The sequence below is a fragment of the Bacillus cereus group sp. BceL291 genome (assembly GCF_051776705.1).
Classification (GTDB): Bacteria; Bacillota; Bacilli; order Bacillales; family Bacillaceae_G; genus Bacillus_A; species Bacillus_A cereus.
In genome coordinates, this window is record NZ_JBPWAP010000039.1 from 1 (window position 1) to 20,388 (window position 20,388).

Consider the following 20,388-nt stretch of genomic DNA (forward strand, 5'->3'; position numbering starts at 1 on the left):
TTTGATTCATATTCATAAAAAACACGTCACCCTTTCTCATTAACATAAGAAAATAGTAACGTGCTTTTAACTTCAAAAATAGTCTAAATCCTTAAGTTGATGGATGTGGGGGACCGCCACATCGCTATCAAGGTAAGAAAATACAACATCAATTATAGTAGAGGTTATTTCTTTTTTTAGGCTACATGTAGGGAATTTAAAGTTTTGCATATGAAATAAACCTAACGGGTTTATATTTTTGAAGTATGTTGATACAGGTATGATTCTGAAAGATCTTGCAGATGCTACCCTTCGATAAAGTGATAATACTGCACAAAATCTTATTCTTAAACAATTAGGTGGGCCTAATGAATTCCAAAAATCAATGAGAGAAATAGGAGATACCGTTAAAAATACTGAACGTTTTGAACCAGAGTTAAACGAAGTGTATTCAGGAGACACCCATGATACTAGTACCCAAAAGACATTAGCTGCTAGTCTTCAGGTTTTTACGCTAGGAGATGTGCTTTCATCTGAGAAACGGGATTTATTAATAGATTGGATGAAAAGGAATACTACGGGAGACAACTTAATTCGTGCTGGAGTTCCAGGAGGGTGGGAAGTAGCTGATAAGACTTGTTCGGAATCTTATGGAACCCGAAATGATATCACAATTGTTTGGTCACCAAATAATTGTGATACTTTCTAAACATGATAAAGTGGATGCTAAATACGGTGATAAGCTTATTGCAGAAGCAACAAAGATAGTGTTAGAAGCTTTAAAAGTGACAAATAAATAATAATAGTAATTAGTTATTAATATTTTCCCGTTTATCCGTCACAATACTGTGATGGTCTTTTTGTGTATTTTAAAAAGAATCTACTTAAGTAAAGAAAAAAGATAGAAACAATCCCTATTGAAATTATTAATTAAGTAACAACAAATATACGCTTTATTGGATACTTATTGCATTTAAGGGGGTAGGTAAGATATCATCTTTTTTACATAAGTAAAATATTAAATAACAAATGGACTTTAGAAATTGCGCCTAAATTAAAGGAGAGTATGTTATGAATACAATCATGATTGTAGAAGATGATATGAAAATTGCTGAATTATTGGGAACTCATATTAAAAAATATGGATACCAAAGTGTTATTATAGCGGATTTCGAAAATGTCTTAGATATATTTCAAGAGGTAAAACCAGATGTAGTGCTATTAGATGTAAATTTACCTAATTTTGATGGTTATTATTGGTGTCGTCAAATACGAGCTATTTCTACTTGTCCAATTATATTTTTGTCTGCAAGGAGTGGAGAGATGGATCAAGTTATGGCTTTAGAAAATGGTGGCGATGATTACATTACAAAACCTTTTTATTATGAGGTTGTAATGTCTAAAATCCGTAGTCAACTCAGAAGAGCATACGGTGAATATGCTCCTAAAGTAAAAGAACGAATAGTTGAGCAATCGGGATTATTCCTGTTCCCAGAAAGAATGGAACTTCAATTAAATGATAAGACAACTTTACTTACTAGAAAAGAAACAACTTTATTAGAAATATTAATAACAAAGTCTCCGCTCCTTGTAAAACGTGAAGTGATTTTAGAACAACTATGGGATAGTTCATATATAGACGAAAATACATTGAGTGTAAATATAGGTAGAATTAGAAGGAAACTGCAAGATTTAGGTATTGAAAATGCACTGGAGACAGTTCGTGGTGCTGGATATCGTTTACATGCTACTTGGGAGAAGGAAGGAAAGGAATAATGAAATTATTTTTACAAGAACATATTCCACTCATTTGCTATACATTTGCCCAATTGCTTATCATTCTTTTTATATATTGGTTCGATGGTTATCCACATATTTTGACAGCATTATATTCTGTATTTTTGGGTATTTTTTTATTAATGGGTTATTTAATATATCGTTATTATAGTCATCGTTCATTCTACAAGCGTCTATCAACACCAATGGAAGCTTTAAATGAATCAATAAAAGATAGTGATTTGACGCCCTTATCAATGGCCTTAGAAACATTACTACAAACTCAATATCAATATTATCAAAACCAATTAAAAAAATGGGAACGAAAACAACAAGAACAAATGACTTTTATGAATCAATGGGTTCATCAAATGAAAACACCTCTTTCTGTTATTGAGTTAATTACACAAGATGCAGATGACTCTCGATTTGACAGTATTAATGAAGAAACGGAAAGAATCAAAAAAGGATTAGAAATGGTCTTATATGTTGCTCGTTTAGAAACATTTGAACAGGATTTTCATGTGGACAGATTGCAGTTATTAGGAATGATTGATTCTGCTATTCATGAAAATAAACGTCTATTTATACGTAGTTATGTGTATCCAGAGGTAAAAGTAGATCCGAATCTTATTGTAGAAACAGATAAGAAATGGTTTCGATTTATACTCAATCAAGTACTGTCAAATGCAATTAAATATTCATCCAGTAAGAAAGAAAAAGTAATAGTATCGCCATGTTCAAAAGGGCGAGCAATTATTTTGGAAGTAAAAGATTATGGGGTTGGTATTCCTACTGCTGATTTACCACGTGTTTTCAATCCATTTTATACTGGAGAAAATGGTAGGAAATTTAAAGAGTCTACGGGAATGGGATTATATCTTGTTAAAGAAGTATGTGAAAAATTAAATCATGAGATTGAGCTAGAATCTGAGGTGGGTAAGGGAACAAAAGTTAGAATCATATTCCCGTATGCATCTCGTTAACCGATGAAAGGTATACTTTTCATCGGTTTTTCTTTTGAATCTTACAAACTTGTTAGATAAATGTTAGGGAAATCGATATGAGGCATACTATATATAGGTTACACTTCATGTATCGAAAAGAGAAATGGAAGGTGAAATACTTGTGGAGATACTACATGTTTCAGATTTAGGGAAGGTTTATCCTGGGAAAATTTCTTATACAGCATTATCCCATATTGATTTAAAAATAAACAAAGGTGAATTTGTAGGAATTATGGGACCATCTGGGAGTGGTAAAACAACGCTATTAAATATGGTGTCTACTATAGATGCTCCAACATCAGGAGAAGTATTAATTCATGGAGAAAATCCATATCTGTTATCTCCAAATCAGCTGTCTTTATTTCGAAGACGAGAATTAGGGTTTGTTTTTCAATCATTTAATCTCCTTAATACATTGACAGTGAAAGAAAATATTGTTCTTCCACTTACGCTTGATGGTGTCAGTCCTAGAGAAATGGAGGGTAAAGTAGAAGCTATTGCTAAAAAACTAGGGATAACTGAAATATTAGATAAACGTACGTATGAAATTTCTGGTGGGCAGGCACAAAGAACTGCAATCGCACGTGCTACTATTCATAATCCGAAATTATTACTTGCGGATGAGCCTACAGGAAATCTGGATTCAAAATCTGCTAGTGATGTGATGGAATTATTGACAAAGCTTAATAAAGAAAATAGCACAACGATGATGTTAGTGACACATGATGCAATGGCTGCAAGTTATTGTGATCGAATTGTGTTTATCAAAGATGGACAGTTATACAATGAGATTTATTGTGGAGATAATCGCAAAGTATTCTATCAAAAAATTCTAGAGGTTTTAGCATTATTAGGAGGAAATGCAAATGACTTTTCGACAGTTCGCATTTAATAACGTTATTCGTAGTAAAAGAACATATTTGGCTCATTTTTTAAGTAGTACGTTTGCTATTATGATTTTCTTTACTTATGCATTACTTGCATTTCATCCTAATTTACAAGGCGATCTTGCTGCCAGCAGTGTAACAATAAATACATTCGCAAAGTCAGGATTACAGATATCGCAGGGGTTAATATTTTTCTTCTCATTCTTTTTTATCCTATATTCTGTAAGTGCATTTTTAAAAACAAGAAAAAAAGATTTTGGAATTCTAATGCTACATGGGATGTCACGTTCACAATTGAACAAATTAGTATTTATTGAAAATATAATAATTGGTATCGCTTCGATTTTAACAGGAATTACAATTGGAATGGCGTTCTCTAAGTTTATCTTAATTATGAGCAACCATCTGTTAATGATTGATAAAGGACTCCCATTTTACATGCCCTTTAAAGCAATTGGAATAACATTTGGAGCTTTCTTCTTATTATTTTTATTTATTTCACTTTTCACTTCTCGACTAGTAAATGTAGAGCAATTAGTAGAATTAATAAAAGCAGAAGAAAAGCCAAAACCTGAACCCAAAGCATCCCTTTGGCTATCTTTGTTCGCACTAATTTGTATGGGATTAGGATATACGGCTGTTTTCCATAGTGTTAACGCAATTCATTACAAGGATGTGAAATATGTATTATTCATGATGGCGACAGGGGTGAGCTTTGTTGTACTTGGAACGTACTTCTTATTTACACAGCTTAGTGTGTATGTATTACGTGCATTAAAGAAAAGGGAAAATATTTTCTTTAAGAAAACAAACATACTCACCATTTCAGATTTAGTGTATCAATTAAAAGATAATGCAAAAATGTTTTTTATGGTTACTATTATATCTGCCGTTGCCTTCACAGCAGTGGGGACTTGTATGGGATTAGGTAACTCAGCTATGGCTGAATCGAATAGTCCCTTTGCATTTTCTTATAAGTCTTATAATAATAATCCTTTAGAAAAAGAGCATCTAAAAAAAATAGAAAGCGAACTCAATAATGGTAGGTTTAAATTCAAGCAAGTAGCTTATTCAACAAAACAAAGTCGAGATACTCTCTATGATAATAATATATTATCAACCGTTATAAAATTAAGTGATTATAATAAGTTAGCTAAGGCATTTGGTTTTGAAAAAGAAAGCTTAAAAAATGAAAATGATAGTCTTGTCATACCTTCAAGAAAAGTTGCTAATACAAAATCAAATCAAAATAACCTTCAATTGTTGTATAGAGATATGAAAAAAGATATGCATGTAAATAAAATACTTACTCCGAAAGAATTACAAGATACAATGGTAACGATAATTATTGTACCAGACGCTGTATATAATCAAATGATAGCAGATCCAGAGAATCACTATTTTGAAACCACTATCAATGGTTTTATTGTGAAAGATTGGGAGAAAACAAAAAAAGTTGCGGAAAATCTTTTAGCTGCTTTTCAGAAAGATAATACAAGTAAAATTGAGGATATAGTAGACAACGGAAAATATACATTTTCGACTTTAATTCTTAAATGGATAGTGATGAAGCAAAGTTTTGGACTTGCATCTATCATGAGTGTATTAATAGGCATTGTTTTCTTTACGTTTGCTGCAAGCTTTTTATATTTCCGATTATACACAGACTTAGAACGAAATCAGCAACAATATAAAATGATAGCAAAAGTTGGTTTAAGTAAACTCGAATTAAAGAAAATTGTGTCACGTCAACTTGTATTACTATTCTTTTTACCCATTGTAATAGCAATTACACATAGTGTCGTTGCTTTTATGGCCTTGCAAAAGTTGGCTGATTTCTCAATCTTGGGTATTTCCGTTATAGTATTGGTTTGTTTCTTAGTTTTGCAAATTATATACTTTTACTTTGTTCGATCTCAATACTTGAAAAAAATGTATAAAACGATTTTTTGATTTAAATATAATTAAAAGAAGGAGAATATAGATTGAAAAAAAGAATTGGATTATTAATAGTAGCAAGTATTTCGATTACCATGTTAGGAGCATGTTCATTATTTGGTACAAAAGACTCTCCAGCAAATGGTCTTTCAATAGAGGTAGAGCAGTTAAATGAACAAACAAGAAATTCTATAATTGACTCATACAAAGATATAACAACCTCACAAGACTTATATCAATTAAAAGAAGGGACTATAGATAATAATAAGCTTGACATAAAGCTACCGACTAAATTTGGGGATTCTATGGATACTGCTACTAGTAATTTACTATTTATTAGTAGAACAACTGCTGAAAAAATGGTCAAAAAGGGGCTTATACTTGAAAGAGATAATAATCAGGGGGACATATCTTCAGATCCTGTGGATTCATTACCAAAATCAAAAAAAGGTGAAACTATCTTATTTGCAAATAAAGAATATAAAGACTTGAAAGAACTAACATTTGATCAGAAAAAAATGAATGTTCAATATAAAGGGGATGTATGGCTATCTCCATATCGTGGTGGATCCAACGTAATGCTATTAATTGTAGATGATACTTTATTTAAAGAAATAAATGGGAAAGAAAAAACAAGACAATTTCTATCTTTTAATAAATCTTTTGGGAATCTTAATTTAGTCAATCAGGGGAAAGAACCAGAATTAAGTAAGGAAATAGATAAATTGAATACGGCTTTAGGTACTGAGGAAAAAAGAACTGTCAATTTTGTGAATATTAAAGAAAAGTAAAAAATTCCGTCTATATGGTTAGAAATCGCCCACCATCAAGTTAAGAAAAATAAATACACCAAAACGAAAAAACTCACTTCTTATCCGAAAAAAGATGAAAAGTGAGCTTTTTTGCTTAGCATAGTAATGTTCAAAAATATTGATGGCATTACATGTCTATCAAGCTAAGAGTGGATTTTCTATGAAATTTCATTTTTCGTTGCTGTATCCCTATTAACGTTTCTGCTCCGTTACTATACAAACTCAAATTTCTTTCTCATTTTAAAGTGGAACAAATTTATTATTTAAATTGTCTATTAAATGTAATCCTATGATGCTCAAAAGCTAGGATAAAATTAGAGGTCGATTCTTTTTACATTCTATTCATGCTGATTATGTTAACATGAACCATTGTTCTAGACTGGTTATTAAACAAAGTAATATCTAATATTTAGGGTATATAACAAAAGATGATGAACAGCAAACAATATTCTTACTTTAAGGGCAGCATTATTATAAAAAATAGAGAGGAAATAGTTAGATCGAGAGTTAATCTAAGTTATTCTCATTTTAGCCAAGAAGACTCCTTCCTCAAGAAGCGTGAAGGGCCACAGCCCAGTGAGTAGGTGGGAAATGAATTGGCTTCGAACAAGGGATGGCAGTAAGCCATCTTAATTGTTCGACATACAGAAAGTGTTACTCCACTACCTAACGAATGTACGTTCGGTATATAATAGTCATATACCGAAATGGAGGTGAATCAAATAATAATTAATAAAGCCTATAAGTTTCGTATCTATCCAAATCAAGCACAAGCAATTCTAATCAACAAAACGATTGGGTGTTCTCGCTTTGTATTCAATCATTTCCTATCCTTATGGGATCACGCATACACAGAGACAGGAAAAGGCTTGACCTATGGTACATGCTCTGCCAAACTACCTGCCATGAAGAAAGAGTTTGTTTGGCTAAAAGAAGTGGGTAGTATTGCGATTCAGTCGTCTGTTCGCAACCTTGCGGATGTCTATATGCGCTTTTTCAAAAAACAAAACAGCGCACCGCGCTTTAAATCTAAGAAGAACAACGTACAATCTTATACCACAAAACAAACAAATGAAAACATTGCCGTTGTAGGGAACAAAATAAAGTTGCCGAAACTAGGCCTTGTTCGATTTGCCAAAAGTCGTGAAGTAGAGGGGCGTATTGTAAATGCTACAGTTAGACGGAACCCTTCTGGTAGATATTTTGTGTCACTATTAGTTGAAACAGAAGTACAAGAACTTCCGAAAACACATTCTTACATTGGAATAGATGTAGGACTAAAAGATTTCGCTATTTTGTCAGATGGAACGCACTATGAAAATCCGAAGTTTTTCCGATCATTAGAAGATAAGTTGGCGAAAGCACAGCGTGTTCTTTCTAGAAGAATGAAAGGATCTTCTTGCTGGAATAAACAACGAGTAAAGGTATCTAGAATTCATGAATACATATCAAATGCTAGAAAAGATTACTTGGACAAAATTTCAACTGAAATCATCAAAAACCACGATGTTATCGGTATAGAGGATTTGCAAGTATCGAATATGTTAAAGAATCATAAGTTAGCAAAAGCAATTAGTGAGGTATCTTGGTCGCAATTTCGATCCATGTTGGAATACAAAGCAAAATGGTATGGCAAACAAGTCATTGTCGTATTGAAAACATTTGCTTCCAGCCAATTATGTTCGTGTTGTGGATATCAAAATAAAGACGTTAAAAATCTAAACCTACGTGAATGGGACTGTCCTTCTTGTCGTACACGCCATGATAGGGATATTAACGCAAGTATCAATATAAAGAATGAAGCGATAAGGCTTCTAACCGCAAGGGCTGCGGGGTTAGCCTAATCAATTAGAGTTCGATAGAACTCTTTACTTAGGAATCCCTCACTTCTAAACGAAGTGAAAGTGGGGGTAGTTCAAAATCTATACATTAGGGGAAACTTACTGTTTCTGGTTAGCACACTTTTAAAATATAAGTATATTTCTGAAGGTGACCTCTATAATTTTAAGTGAATCAACAAGAGAATTGAAAGGCAGGAGAAAGTAGCATGTCAGAAAATTATCGTTCTCGAGAGGATCGACGACGAGTTAAAAAGAAAAAACAGCCAGCTGCTAAAAAACAAAAACCAAAAGGCAAAACATCATTTTTTCGTAAGTTTTTAATTAGTTGTTTATTACTTGGTATTGTGGGGTTAGTCGCAGGAGTTGCTACTTTTTTCGTTATGATCAAAGATGCGCCAAAACTTGAGAAAACAAAGCTTGTTAATCCGTTATCCTCAAAAATTTATGATAAAGATGGGAAATTAATATATGAATATGGGAAAGAAAAACGAACGAATATTATGTATGGTCAAATTCCTAAATTAGTAGAAAATGCGTTTTTAGCGACAGAAGATGCACGTTTTTACGAGCACAGTGGCGTAGACTTTAAAGGTACTGCACGTGCAGTTTTAGTCAGCCTAAAAGGGGATTACGGCTCTCAAGGTGGAAGTACGATTACGCAGCAAGTTATTAAAAATTATTTCTTATCGATGGAAAAAACGTCAAAGAGAAAGGCGCAAGAAATATATTTAGCGTATAAGCTGGAACAACAGTATTCGAAACATGAAATTTTAGAAATGTATTTAAATAAAGTTTACTTAGGAAATCGTTCATACGGAATCGCAACAGCAGTACAAAATTATTATGGTAAGGAATTAAAAGATTTAACACTACCAGAAGTTGCGATGCTTGCCGGCTTAATGAAAGCGCCTAATAACTATGATCCAACGAAAGAACAAAATATTCAAAAGGCAACAGAAAGAAGAAATGTTGTACTTAAATTAATGAATCGACATGGTTATATTACAAAAAAAGAAATGGAAGAAGCATCAAAAGTTCCAGTAACAGAAGGACTTAAGAAAGCAACTGAACAAAAAGAAATGCCATATCCTGCGTTTATGGACGCCGTTGTGAAAGAAGTTGAAAAAGAATTGCCCGATGCTAATATTGGATCTGAAGGTTTAGAAATTTATACAACATTAGACCAAAAGGCACAGGATTTTGCGGACAAGCTTTTAAATAAAGATATTATTAATTATCCAAATGAGAAATTCCAAGGGGCATTCACATTTATGGATACGAAAACAGGAGAGGTCCGTGCAATTGGTAGCGGACGTGGTGAAAATAAAGCTGTTTTTAAAGGACATAATATTGCAATTGAATTAAATCGTTCAGCAGGTTCAACGATGAAACCAATTTTTGATTACGCTCCTGCAATTGAATATTTAAAATGGGCTACTTACCATCAAATTGATGACTCTCCATTTAAGTATTCAACAGGACAAGAAGTTAGAAATGCAGATAGAAAGCATTTAGGACCAATTACAATGCGTGATGCATTGAAGACGTCCCGAAATATCCCGGCAATAAAAACTGCAAAAGAAGTAGGAATTAATAAATCAAAGAGTTTCTCTGAAAAGCTAGGTATTACATTTAATGTTGCACCGACCGAATCAACAGCGATTGGTACAAATGAAGCGTCCCCAATTGAAATTGCAGGTGCTTATGCGGCATTTGGTAATGAGGGTAAGTATACGAAGCCGTATTTTGTTAAGAAAGTTGTTTATCCAGATGGAAAGTCAAAAAGCTTTGAACAAAAAACTAAACGGGTTATGAAAGATTCTACAGCATATATGATTACTGATATGCTTCGTACTTTTATTTCATCCGGTTTGGGTACAACAGCTAATATAGGTTATTTAGATATAGCGGGTAAAACAGGTACAACAAACTATTCTTTAGAACAAATAGCACAATATAATTTACCAGAAAGTGCAACCCGTGATAGTTGGTTTGCTGGTTATACACCACAATATACGATGGCTGTATGGACCGGATATACAAAGGATAGTAAAGATGATTATATTAGTAGTAAAAATACGAAAATTGCTCAATTGATTTTTAAAGAAATGATGAGTAAGTTTGCTACAGATAAGTCGCGATTTAAAATGCCGAACAGTGTAGTTCAAGAAGGTAGCGAATTACGTATTAAAGGTGAGAAGCGTGATTCTTCTCCAAATACAATAATAGCAAATACGACTGAACAGCCGAGTGAAAATAAGCAAAAAGAAAAGCAAAAGAAACCTGAAGAATTAAAGAAACCAGAAGAGCAAAAGCAAAGTGAGCTAACTAATGGAAGTGATCGTGGAAATAAAACGCCAGTAACTAATGGAAGTGACCGTGGAAATACAGTACCACCAACTAATGGAAGTGACCGTGGAAATACAGCGCCAGCAACTAATGGGAGTGACCGTGGAAATAAAACGCCAGCAACTAATGGGAGTGACCGTGGAAATACAGTGCCACCAACCAATGGAAGTGACCGTGGAAATACAGTGCCACCAACCAATGGAAGTGACCGTGGAAATAAAACGCCAGCAACTAATGGGAGTGACCAAGGAAATAAAACGCCACCAACCAATGGGGATGGTCATGGAACGCTAACGCCACCAAGTAATGATAGGAATACAGAAGAGACTCCAGCCAATAATGGATAATAAGTAATAGGAAGAAATTTTTAGTTCTGTTGCAAATTTTAAAAAAAGCATAAACAGGTGGTTAATGAAGAATAATGTTCAGGAAGTAGCTGGTAATTGCTGAAGTTCATTGTACGTTGAAAAGGCAAAGCCTCTTTGTATAGTGATTCCAAATTTGTAAATCTTATTTAAAATAAGAATTATTATAGAAAAGGAGTGTCTGATGAGAAAGTTTTTAAGAGTAATTCTAATCTTATTGGTGATATTTGTAGGAATTATGTTGGGAAGCATAATTGTAAATAAAATATATCATACAGAGTTTAAGTCTTTAAATGAAACGGATCAAAACATGTTAAAAGAACTATCTACTATTTATAAGAGTTTCGAAGAATCGAATGATAAACTTTGGAATAAAGATTATCATTTCGAAAAAAAGCCATTAGTACTGATACATAGTAATAAAGATGGGGGATTCTTTAGACAAGAAGCTTATGCAGTTAATGTAAAAGGTGTAGAAAATAGTATTTTTGCAAAAGAAATAAAAGTCCCAAATTCTTTGCATTTACCTAAAGTCTATCGCTTAACTCGTTTTGATTTTAGAACTGTTTCTACCTGGATGCCTTGGAACTTTGGGACAATAAATATTAACGATATGGATGTATTTTATTTTAAATATTATCCTAAAATGTTTGTTAATCCAGATTTATATTTTGATTTTTCGTCTTTCTTATTACATGAGGCTTTTCATGCTTATAAACAAAAAGATTGGACATATGATTCAAATGGTGGAGAGTATATTCACGAATATCCGATAAATAAAGAAAATTATGCATTAATGGGATTAGAATTTAAGTTATTAGATAAAGCAATGGTTGATACGAACCCAGAAAATATTAATCAAGCATTATATGACTGGACAGTTGTACGTAATTATCGCTTTAAAAAATGGCCACAATTGATTGGAGAAACAAAAACGGAAGCAATAGAAGGTTCAGCACGATACTTAGAGTATCGTTATAGTAAGTTAACTGGTGGGAAACTTATGGTACTTGCAAAGAAAGAGAAGCCATATCATGTTACTTTTATGGAGGCGTTCAACTTTATTGCTAATGGACAGGCAGAATCTCCAAGGTTTTTAGAGCGGAATATGAGATATGAGACTGGCTCAGCTCTTGAATTAAGCATGGACAAAGCCAATATTCCATGGAAAGAAGCTATTGAAGATAGTGCAACCAAACAAGGGAAGACACCCTATCAAGTATTAAATGCGTACTTTAATATAAATAATACGTCTACAATTGAAAATAAGATTAAAGAAATTAAAGAAAACAATGACTATGACACGCTTTTAGAACAAGGAGAAAAATTGGTGAAAATAAGTAACGAGTAAAGAAAAAAATTGAAAAAAATCTCCTTTAAAAGGGCTAATTGAAGGGGATTCTTTTTTTATTATAGGCTATATACACTACTAAAAACTCGGTTTTAATAATTAATTTTGAAACTTAACGCACAAGTAACAAATTAATTTGCGTCCCAATGTTGTCGAAATGTACAATTTTCTTTTTTATATGATGACTCCATGCCAATTAAGCTAACATTTAAAATTTCACGTATCGCATTAATTTATAAAAAACACAACAGAATAAAAATTAGTATACATTTAAATCTTATATTGAATTAATCCACTAAATGGATAATGTATTGTTTGTTTTGGATAGACTTCTTGCGAAATATGTACCAAGGCAGTTTTTCAATTCTAATGTGGTAAGATATATATATATTAACAATAAAGGGGATGGGTAAAATAGGGGATTTACAAGAAGAAAACTATGAACAACTAAAAAGAGAAAAAAAGAACATTACTCTGGTTTTAAAAAGTGGAGTTAGAATACCAGGACAAATTGTTGGATTAGACCGTTTTACTGTTCTAATGATTGTTAATGGAAAACAACAATTAATTTATAAACAAGCTATATCCACAATTGCTATGTAAAAAATAATATTCTTAGCTTTAAGAAAAGCGAATCTATATCTAGGAGGCGTTTAATTGAACTTAACTCAAGAAAAAAAACTAAAATTAATGATGCATACTATTACTTTAGTATCTTTCATGATTCTTACTTTTTTAGGCATTACAATTTTCTTTGTCCCATTCATTTTTTATTTTATATTCAAATCTAAAGAACTTCGTATAGTAGCTATTGAAACAGGTATTTATCAGCTATTCACATGGATTATTGTATTGATCTGGAATACTTTTATAATAAGGATTTTAATGTTTTCTATGTTTCATTTCGATATGAATGAGAGTAGTTTGTCAATGATATTGTGGACAGCACCATTATATATAATCATAGTTATTTTATTAGTTTTTGGGCCTTTTAAAGGGATTATATATGTATTGCAAGGGAAAGAGTTTCATTATCCAATTATATCCAAATGGGCTGGTAAGTAAAAATAAATAAAGAAGAATCCAGCTAATTATCAATCCGTTTTTATTTTATTTGAATTGTATATTTACGGAATATAAATATATACTTTGCGCTTAAAATTTCCACTTCAATCTAAAATGTTGCAATTTTCTGTTTTATTGTGAATTTATATAAAAAGATTTGCAAAGGAACTTACTATAAAGAGCATGTATAACAAGTTTCTTCCTATTATATAGAAGATGTTAGATGATATGAATTAAAACAGAGATACAATTAGCTCAAGAAGATAAAATGTAAGGTATGAAGTATAAGGATGTAGCTGAGAAATATGATGTAAGTGTTAATACTATAAAATCATAGAAGAACAGATACCAATAAGACAGAAAAGGTGTACACAGAAAAGAAGACAGGTGCACCCATTGGGAATAAAATGCGTGGGCAATTTGGATAATAAGAACCAAAATGAGGAAACAAGAATGTCGCGGACCATGACGCTCCCACAGAATAGAATAATTTAAGAAGCGTAGAAATTAAACCATTCTACGCTTCTTCTAATTTATAAGAAATCTAATGTTTTTCTAAATTTCTTATATAAGATTTTACAGCTTGCAATAAGAATTCTTCCTGTCCCATACCAGCACCGGCTGCCATCTGAACTACTTTTTGCTTGAATTGATGATCCACATGAAAAGTTAATGGCTCTACATTACTTTTAAAGTAAATTCCTTCTACATGTGGAAGTATCGTGCCGGATTTCATATGAGAATGTAAGTATTTAATTTCCTCTTGAAACTGCAATGGATCTACTTGTAGTACAAAAGGTTTAATTTCTAATCTGATAGTATCTGATGAATTACTTAATCGCATATTTGTAACACCTAGCTCTTTATAAAATAAATTTATTAGATTATAAGTGATAGAATTAAATAGTTGAGGTTTTTTAAATGAAAAAGATAAATACCCTCGTTTTGTAATCACCGCTTTTTTATTGAAAGGTTCAAAGGAGTAATCGTGTTCCTTATAAGTGGATAGAGGAAAAATTTCTTCGTCCTCTGTAAGAATCTTGCCGTCTCCACCATTAATCTCTATTACCCTAGCGGTTTTTCCGGTATGTAGATGCTTTAATAATTGATATAAATATATATCTTCATCTTGAATCTTAGTAATAAATGTTTTTCGCTCTTTTGTTTTAGTTTTTTCATAATCAAGCATAAAAATCTCTAGATCTTCCTCATCAATAATATATACTTGTTTTCCACGTTTTTCTACCATTGTTGCGGGTAATTTTCCAGATTTAATGTACGTAAAGATAGTAGATGGTGCAACATTAAGAATTTCAGCTACTTCTTTCGTGCTAAGACCTTTAACCTCATTTTTATTTTTTAAACGTTCAATATCCTCTAAATAGAAAATCTTACTACCGAATTGCTTCCAGTTATCTTTATATACACATTCTATTAATCCATCTTTTTCTTTTTTTAAAATTGTTTGTACCGTTACTCCTAATAAGTCGGCTGCCTGTTTTGTCGTTACAGTAGGTTTTGTAATGAAAAATAAATCTTGTGTCATGAAAGGACACCTCCATAACTATCGTTTGCTAATATTTTAGGTATGTATATATCATATCAGAATCTGATTTATATTTAAAATAAGAAATAGATTTTATTAAATATTATATTCATAGTTATGGTTTTAAGATATTTTTCATTCACTTTATATGTTAATGGGTTTTTATAGTTATTTTTATTATAGAATCACTTTGAATTTTAAATAATTCACTTTTAAATGATATCTATTTATTAATAAATTATAAAAAAATATAAATATAAGTAAATGAAGAAGAATGTAGCGTTCTTACAGAAGGAAAATGAATTATCATTTGTATAATTAATAGAAGTAAAATAAAATAATAATTATAGGTAATAAAGAGAATTATATTCATAATCTTCTATAGGAGAGGTGAATTCGAAATATGAATAAAAAAAATGTAAAAGAAAATTTATTAATTATAAACAATCAAAGTGAGTATATGGATACATATGTAGAGAATATAAAAGATATCGTTCCATATCTATATAACAACAGTTATGTAGATATGGTGGAAGATAAGATGGAGGTTGCAGAAAAAGAAGGAAAGGGTAAATATACGTATTTAAGTGACATAGAAGTCATTTATCATTTCGTACATTTACAAAAAGATATGGATGAGAAGAAGAATAGAAAAGAGGATACGAAAAAGAGCTATATCTCAGAAATCTTATCATTTTGTCAGTGCATGGTGCAGCATGCAGAAGAATTTGAATTGGATGGGGAAGAGGTAAAGCAAAAGGACTCTTTATTGAAAACATTGCAACCTTGGCATATACGTAAATACAATTCGTGGTTGAAACGGGTAGAGAACGGTAGGAATGGTGACACGTATGCAGTCGCGACACTTGCAAAGAAAACAGTGCTCATTCGTTCTTTTCTAAAACATCTACATGTATTTTCTTATATTGAAAAGCCCCTTCATGAGGAACTACAGCGCGCAAATGTGAATGCGCAGGATCGGCCAAATCGGGATCTATCCTATGATGAGGTTATGAAAATTTTAGGATTTTATAAAGAAAGAGGACATTTAGTAAACTATACAATTTTACTGGCTCTAGCAAGTACTGGTGCAAGAATTCAAGAATTGTGCACCGCGAGAGTGAAAGATTTACATTATGACGGAAAGTATTGGTTAAAAGTCACTGGAAAAGGGGATAAAGTGCGTGAACTTTTTATTTCGGAACATTTATATCAATGTATTTGTGAAATGAGGCTAAGAAGAGGATGCCAAACTGTATTGGATAAAGGGGATGAGAGTCCGGTATTTATAAATCAAAGAGGAAATACTTATAACTCTAAAACATTATCGAATCAAGTAACAGATATGATAAAAAAAACAAACTTAGAGTTTCTACTGTATCGTGAAAATCCAGTAACGGCGCATACATTCCGTCATGCTTTTGCAATTATGGCAGTAGAGCAAGGGAATGCAGATTTATATCATTTAATGCAAACACTTGGCCATGAAAATATTCAAACAACTAAAATATATTTAGAAAAGCATATGAAGCGTAAAAACAACGTTGGATCTACTTTCGCTGATATGCTGGTTTGAATTTTATGTAGTATATAGGGGTGTTTAATTATGTATTTTTTACATAATTAAACAATGTATATGTTTGTTTATTTATTGTGAAGAAATATATAAATTAGGGAAATAAATAAAAATAACGAAATTCATTTTATACAGAAAAAACAGGATGATTTTAAAAAGTTATCCTAGTTTTTTTCTTAAATACACATAATTATTCATATTTCATAAAGTTAATTTGAGCTAATTATAAGTTAGCAGAATTTATATCTATTCCAATCTTGATAGTGTTAATAACATTATCAAGATTGTAGAATTAGTCTATAGAGATTATGAAACTATTTTTCATTAGGTGTATCTAATTGATGATTGATTACAGTGCTTGACTTTTTATTCATAAGTATATAGATCCCACCTATGAATGATAAGATTACTGGATAGAAAATCGCCCAACAACTAAATGAGTATACAAAAATACATATAACTAAAGATAGGAAGGCCATCCACCAACCTATATCTTGAACTTTTAATAACTTAAGAGCAGCTAGCATTGTAAAAATATACGAGGTAATAAAAATTACACTAGGGCCTTTTAGAAGCATCTCTAAATTTGGTCGTGCTATACCATGAAAAATTAAAATACAACTAAAAATTCCGCCTAAAACTAGTAAAACCCTTGTTGGAGTTTGGAATTTAGAATGTAATTTAGCAAAGAAGGAAGGGAAATGTCCTTCTCTAGCCTGAGCGTAAATCATTCTTGAAAAACCTGCAATGTTAGCATGTACAGCACTAAACGAAATGAAAATTGCTAAAATAGTGGTTATATATGTACCTATTGGTCCTAATCCTTTTGATATTAGAATACTAAGGGAAGCTATCTGGTTCTTATCACCATATGAGTGAGTCCCTATTGTTACAAAAGATATTGTAATGTACATAATTGAGATACAAATTGCCCCTAAAAATAGACTAATGGAAATATCTTTAGCAGGTCTTTTAAACTCTTCAGCTAATGGTGTTATCATCTCCCATCCTACAAATGAGAAAAAGATAATTACAGAAGAAGCTCCAACAGAAGACCATCCGTTTGGTACAAAAGGTGTAAAAGAACTTAATTTTACATAGGGGATAGAAACGACAACAGCCACAATTACTAAAAGTGAAATTATACAAATGACAAACACACTTACTTTTGATGATAACTCAATTCCTTTAATATGTAAGAGTAAAGAAGTAATCAAAATTAATGCCGCTATGCCTATAACCCCTGCATTACTTATTGGAAAAACATAGTCAATATATTGGGCACCTGTTAAAGCGATAATAGGTACTCCAATAGGAATAGATCCTAACATAATCCACCCTAGGATGGCACTCGTATTTGCATTAAATGCCATTTGAACATAAGCTGTAATTCCTCCTGCGCTAGGAATCATTTTAGCAAGACGCGCCAGAGTTGCGACAATGGGAAAAGCTAATATAGACATGATAACCCAAGATAAAAGCGAAGCTGGTCCAGCGCTATTTGCAGTAATTGAGGGTAATATAAGAATTCCACAACCCAACACAGCTCCTATGGTTAATGCAGTCCCTTGTACCCAAGTAATTGAACGTTTCAATGATTGTTGTGTCAAGATATTCAGCCTCTCTTTCGTTAATTGATATCAATTATATAAAGTTTTAAAAAAAGATAACATGCTATAATTTATGTATTAATTATAATTTTCTTAAAAAATTTAAGAATTATTAATTGTATTCTTAATTAATCAAGGAGAGATACATTAATGGATCAAACAGATTTAAAGATTCTTTCACATCTTCAGGAAAATGCACGTTTAAGTATGGTTGAAATAGGAAAGCTGGTAGGTTTGAGTTCCCCTTCTGTTACAGAGCGGGTCAGAAGACTAGAGGAACAGGGTGTCATTATAAGTTATCGTACGATTGTTAATCCGAAAGAATTAAAAAAACATATTACCGCGTTTGTTTTAATGGAACCAAGAGATTGCAACAACTATAAAAAATTTGCAATGGAACATCCAGATGTAGTCGAATGCCATCGTATTGCCGGTTTATATAGTTATTTAACAAAGGTAGTGACAGAATCAGTACATACACTCGAAGACTATATTAATTTGTGCTTAGAGTATGGAAAGCCTACAACCTTAATGGTGCTTTCTTCTCCAGTAGAACATAAATCACTTTTTACAGAGAGTGAAAAATCTTGATTACATATGAGAGATTATTCTAAAAAGATAAATATTGTGAAATGATAAAATTTAAAACTATATATTTGGTATAGTGTTAGACTAGGGCTTCGGCACTAGCTTTTCTTTCGCTTGAATATATTACTAAGTCATATATAATATGCTTATATACTTAAAAGTGAGGGAGAGAATGGCATACAGCAAGGCGCAAAATGAAGCCACAAAAAACTATAAAAAACGTAATCCAGTACAAGCGAAGTACCTTAATTATAAAACTATGGCTAGAAGTTTCATCAAGAATTTAGCCACACAAGAAGATTTGGATATGCTAAAAGAATTAATGGCAGAAAAAGAGGAGAATGACCGTGCTAGAAAATAAATTAGGTATCAAAAATCAGTTGGAATTGAATCGAGTGGAAGAACGACTATCAAAAATGAAAGCCAAAGATTTATATGATTCAGGAGAAATAAACCACATAGAAGTTGGCACATTTAAGGGTCTTTCTGACATTCATAATTATCTATTTGAAGATATTTATTTCTTTGCTGGAAAGATTCGAAAGGTTAACATAGCGAAGGGAAACTTTCGATTTGCTCCTGTTATGTATCTAAGCCATTCACTAGAACATATAAACACTATGCCACAAACAACCTTTGATGAAATCGTTGAAAAGTATGTTGAAATGAACATTGCCCATCCTTTTAGAGAAGGAAACGGTAGAGCGACTAGAATATGGTTAGATTTAATCTTTAAGAATGAAATTCAACAGGTGGTTGACTGGAATAGGATTGATAAAGAAGACTATTTACTGGCAATGGAACGCAGCCCGATTAAAGATATTGAAATTAAGTATTTACTCAAAAATGCACTAGTAGATAAAATTAATAGCCGTGAAGTATTCATGAAAGGCATTGATATTAGTTACTATTATGAGGGATATACTGAATATGATATAGAGGATTTATAAATAAAAAAGGGCTGAAATTGCCCTTTTTTTGCATTTTGAAGAGGATTTTTCATATAAAAACAGTATAAAATAGATAACACTAGGGATCCCTAGTGTTATTTGAAACTTATCTTTTATAGTATTACTTTATATAAAGATTTACAAAAGAAGTTCTTCTTTTCTGATAATAAATATTAATGAGTAATCATTAATTAATATACATAAATTACTTTATGGTTCATTCATGTATTCCTTTCCATCTACATTAATCATTTATTGCAACAGGTTTCCCGTCCAAAATAAGATGTTCAAACAAAGGCCAATATAAGTATCTTTATAATGATTTTCCAATATAATCAATGTGTTTATGAAAGGAACTCTGTGTTATTTTTGTTTTTTTACTAACTAATACAGCTTCAAACAAAGGACACAATTGCTACATACTAAGTGTAATTTATTACCTATTCAAAATTCTGTCTATTCAATCTTTCTAAAAATAAAAAAAGATTAAACTTATAAATATACAAGTTATAATGAGGGCGTCGAGACATAATTCAATACCTCTAGAGAAAATACCAAACCTCGTTTGGGTTTAAAAATTCTAAAGAACTTGCCAGTGATTTTTAAAAATTGGACATACTGCTATGATTACCATACGGAGGGTAGTGGATCAGAAGGGAAGTTTATTCAACCTTATAAAGAAAGCGTTATCAAATGAATTTTATTTTGAATTGGTCATTCCAATAACTTAGATTCAACAGTAATTAAA

16 protein-coding genes and 2 pseudogenes are annotated in these 20,388 nt (G+C 31.7%); 16 read left to right on the forward strand and 2 right to left on the reverse strand.

The genetic code is table 11. The annotated features are described in order from the left end of the window. Positions 1 to 241: 241 nt before the first annotated feature. The 12 genes and pseudogenes from ACS2CR_RS21840 to ACS2CR_RS21895 form a co-directional block, all read left to right on the forward strand. Positions 242 to 779: pseudogene (locus ACS2CR_RS21840) on the forward strand (serine hydrolase); the annotation flags it as partial. A gap of 271 nt (positions 780 to 1,050) precedes the next feature. After that, complete coding sequence (locus ACS2CR_RS21845; RefSeq protein ID WP_016082835.1) at positions 1,051 to 1,755, forward strand: response regulator transcription factor; 705 nt, start codon at positions 1,051 to 1,053, stop codon at positions 1,753 to 1,755. Next, positions 1,755 to 2,741, forward strand: coding sequence for a sensor histidine kinase (locus tag ACS2CR_RS21850; protein WP_153603097.1), 987 nt, complete (start codon positions 1,755 to 1,757; stop codon positions 2,739 to 2,741). The genes ACS2CR_RS21845 and ACS2CR_RS21850 overlap by 1 nt, the downstream gene beginning before the upstream one ends. 142 nt (positions 2,742 to 2,883) lie before the next feature. Further along, positions 2,884 to 3,654 (forward strand): ABC transporter ATP-binding protein, encoded by a 771-nt coding sequence (locus tag ACS2CR_RS21855; protein WP_002108271.1) that lies wholly within the window; start codon positions 2,884 to 2,886, stop codon positions 3,652 to 3,654. Continuing rightward, on the forward strand, positions 3,629 to 5,602 hold the full coding sequence (locus ACS2CR_RS21860) for an FtsX-like permease family protein (RefSeq protein ID WP_153603098.1): 1,974 nt from the start codon (positions 3,629 to 3,631) through the stop codon (positions 5,600 to 5,602). The genes ACS2CR_RS21855 and ACS2CR_RS21860 overlap by 26 nt, the downstream gene beginning before the upstream one ends. 32 nt (positions 5,603 to 5,634) lie before the next feature. Then, positions 5,635 to 6,378: a lipoprotein BA_5634 family protein gene (locus tag ACS2CR_RS21865; protein WP_153603099.1), complete on the forward strand. Its 744-nt coding sequence runs from the start codon at positions 5,635 to 5,637 to the stop codon at positions 6,376 to 6,378. 728 nt (positions 6,379 to 7,106) lie between these two features. Continuing rightward, the gene (gene tnpB, locus ACS2CR_RS21870) at positions 7,107 to 8,243 is read left to right on the forward strand and encodes an IS200/IS605 family element RNA-guided endonuclease TnpB (RefSeq protein WP_325839043.1); all 1,137 of its coding nucleotides are present in this window, start codon (positions 7,107 to 7,109) and stop codon (positions 8,241 to 8,243) included. 203 nt (positions 8,244 to 8,446) lie between these two features. Further along, positions 8,447 to 10,936 carry a transglycosylase domain-containing protein gene (locus tag ACS2CR_RS21875; RefSeq protein WP_153602986.1) on the forward strand — a complete coding sequence of 830 codons (2,490 nt, stop codon included), beginning with the start codon at positions 8,447 to 8,449 and terminating at the stop codon, positions 10,934 to 10,936. A 202-nt stretch (positions 10,937 to 11,138) separates the two neighbouring features. Continuing rightward, positions 11,139 to 12,305, forward strand: coding sequence for a hypothetical protein (locus ACS2CR_RS21880; RefSeq protein WP_153602985.1), 1,167 nt, complete (start codon positions 11,139 to 11,141; stop codon positions 12,303 to 12,305). 405 nt (positions 12,306 to 12,710) lie between these two features. Continuing rightward, complete coding sequence (hfq, locus tag ACS2CR_RS21885; protein ID WP_153602984.1) at positions 12,711 to 12,908, forward strand: RNA chaperone Hfq; 198 nt, start codon at positions 12,711 to 12,713, stop codon at positions 12,906 to 12,908. A gap of 54 nt (positions 12,909 to 12,962) precedes the next feature. Then, on the forward strand, positions 12,963 to 13,370 hold the full coding sequence (locus ACS2CR_RS21890) for a hypothetical protein (RefSeq protein ID WP_153602983.1): 408 nt from the start codon (positions 12,963 to 12,965) through the stop codon (positions 13,368 to 13,370). A gap of 277 nt (positions 13,371 to 13,647) precedes the next feature. Continuing rightward, positions 13,648 to 13,777: pseudogene (locus ACS2CR_RS21895) on the forward strand (hypothetical protein); the annotation flags it as partial. 137 nt (positions 13,778 to 13,914) lie between these two features. Here ACS2CR_RS21895 and ACS2CR_RS21900 read toward each other — a convergent pair. Continuing rightward, positions 13,915 to 14,916, reverse strand: coding sequence for a helix-turn-helix domain-containing protein (locus ACS2CR_RS21900; RefSeq protein ID WP_016082846.1), 1,002 nt, complete (start codon positions 14,914 to 14,916; stop codon positions 13,915 to 13,917). Between the two features lie 403 nt (positions 14,917 to 15,319). On the opposite strand from ACS2CR_RS21900, the gene ACS2CR_RS21905 reads away from it, so the two are divergent. Beyond that, positions 15,320 to 16,492, forward strand: a complete 1,173-nt coding sequence (locus ACS2CR_RS21905; RefSeq protein ID WP_153602982.1) for a tyrosine-type recombinase/integrase — start codon at positions 15,320 to 15,322, stop codon at positions 16,490 to 16,492. 314 nt (positions 16,493 to 16,806) lie between these two features. Here ACS2CR_RS21905 and ACS2CR_RS21910 read toward each other — a convergent pair whose 3' ends face one another. Next, entirely contained in the window at positions 16,807 to 18,102 is a 1,296-nt protein-coding gene (locus tag ACS2CR_RS21910) for an APC family permease (protein WP_153602981.1), read from the reverse strand. Positions 18,103 to 18,252: 150 nt separating this feature from the next. On the opposite strand from ACS2CR_RS21910, the gene ACS2CR_RS21915 reads away from it, so the two are divergent. The 3 genes from ACS2CR_RS21915 to fic all read left to right on the forward strand — a co-directional run bounded on the left by ACS2CR_RS21915 (position 18,253) and on the right by fic (position 19,640). Continuing rightward, entirely contained in the window at positions 18,253 to 18,693 is a 441-nt protein-coding gene (locus ACS2CR_RS21915; protein ID WP_153602979.1) for an Lrp/AsnC family transcriptional regulator, read from the forward strand. Positions 18,694 to 18,862: 169 nt separating this feature from the next. Next, a complete protein-coding gene (locus ACS2CR_RS21920; protein ID WP_016082849.1) occupies positions 18,863 to 19,051 on the forward strand; it encodes a hypothetical protein in 189 nt (62 codons plus the stop codon). Further along, positions 19,032 to 19,640, forward strand: a complete 609-nt coding sequence (fic, locus tag ACS2CR_RS21925) for a protein adenylyltransferase Fic (protein ID WP_033690372.1) — start codon at positions 19,032 to 19,034, stop codon at positions 19,638 to 19,640. The genes ACS2CR_RS21920 and fic overlap by 20 nt, the downstream gene beginning before the upstream one ends. Positions 19,641 to 20,388 lie beyond the last annotated feature (748 nt).

Coding starts and splice junctions, on each gene's coding strand:
- ACS2CR_RS21915 (WP_153602979.1), top strand. CDS start 18,253: ATGGATCAAACAGATTTAAAGATTCTTTCACATCTTCAGGAAAATGCA.
- ACS2CR_RS21875 (WP_153602986.1), top strand. CDS start 8,447: ATGTCAGAAAATTATCGTTCTCGAGAGGATCGACGACGAGTTAAAAAG.
- ACS2CR_RS21850 (WP_153603097.1), top strand. CDS start 1,755: ATGAAATTATTTTTACAAGAACATATTCCACTCATTTGCTATACATTT.
- ACS2CR_RS21905 (WP_153602982.1), top strand. CDS start 15,320: ATGAATAAAAAAAATGTAAAAGAAAATTTATTAATTATAAACAATCAA.
- hfq (WP_153602984.1), top strand. CDS start 12,711: ATGGGTAAAATAGGGGATTTACAAGAAGAAAACTATGAACAACTAAAA.
- ACS2CR_RS21860 (WP_153603098.1), top strand. CDS start 3,629: ATGACTTTTCGACAGTTCGCATTTAATAACGTTATTCGTAGTAAAAGA.
- ACS2CR_RS21845 (WP_016082835.1), top strand. CDS start 1,051: ATGAATACAATCATGATTGTAGAAGATGATATGAAAATTGCTGAATTA.
- tnpB (WP_325839043.1), top strand. CDS start 7,107: ATGGAGGTGAATCAAATAATAATTAATAAAGCCTATAAGTTTCGTATC.
- ACS2CR_RS21900 (WP_016082846.1), bottom strand. CDS start 14,916: ATGACACAAGATTTATTTTTCATTACAAAACCTACTGTAACGACAAAA.
- ACS2CR_RS21880 (WP_153602985.1), top strand. CDS start 11,139: ATGAGAAAGTTTTTAAGAGTAATTCTAATCTTATTGGTGATATTTGTA.
- fic (WP_033690372.1), top strand. CDS start 19,032: ATGACCGTGCTAGAAAATAAATTAGGTATCAAAAATCAGTTGGAATTG.
- ACS2CR_RS21920 (WP_016082849.1), top strand. CDS start 18,863: ATGGCATACAGCAAGGCGCAAAATGAAGCCACAAAAAACTATAAAAAA.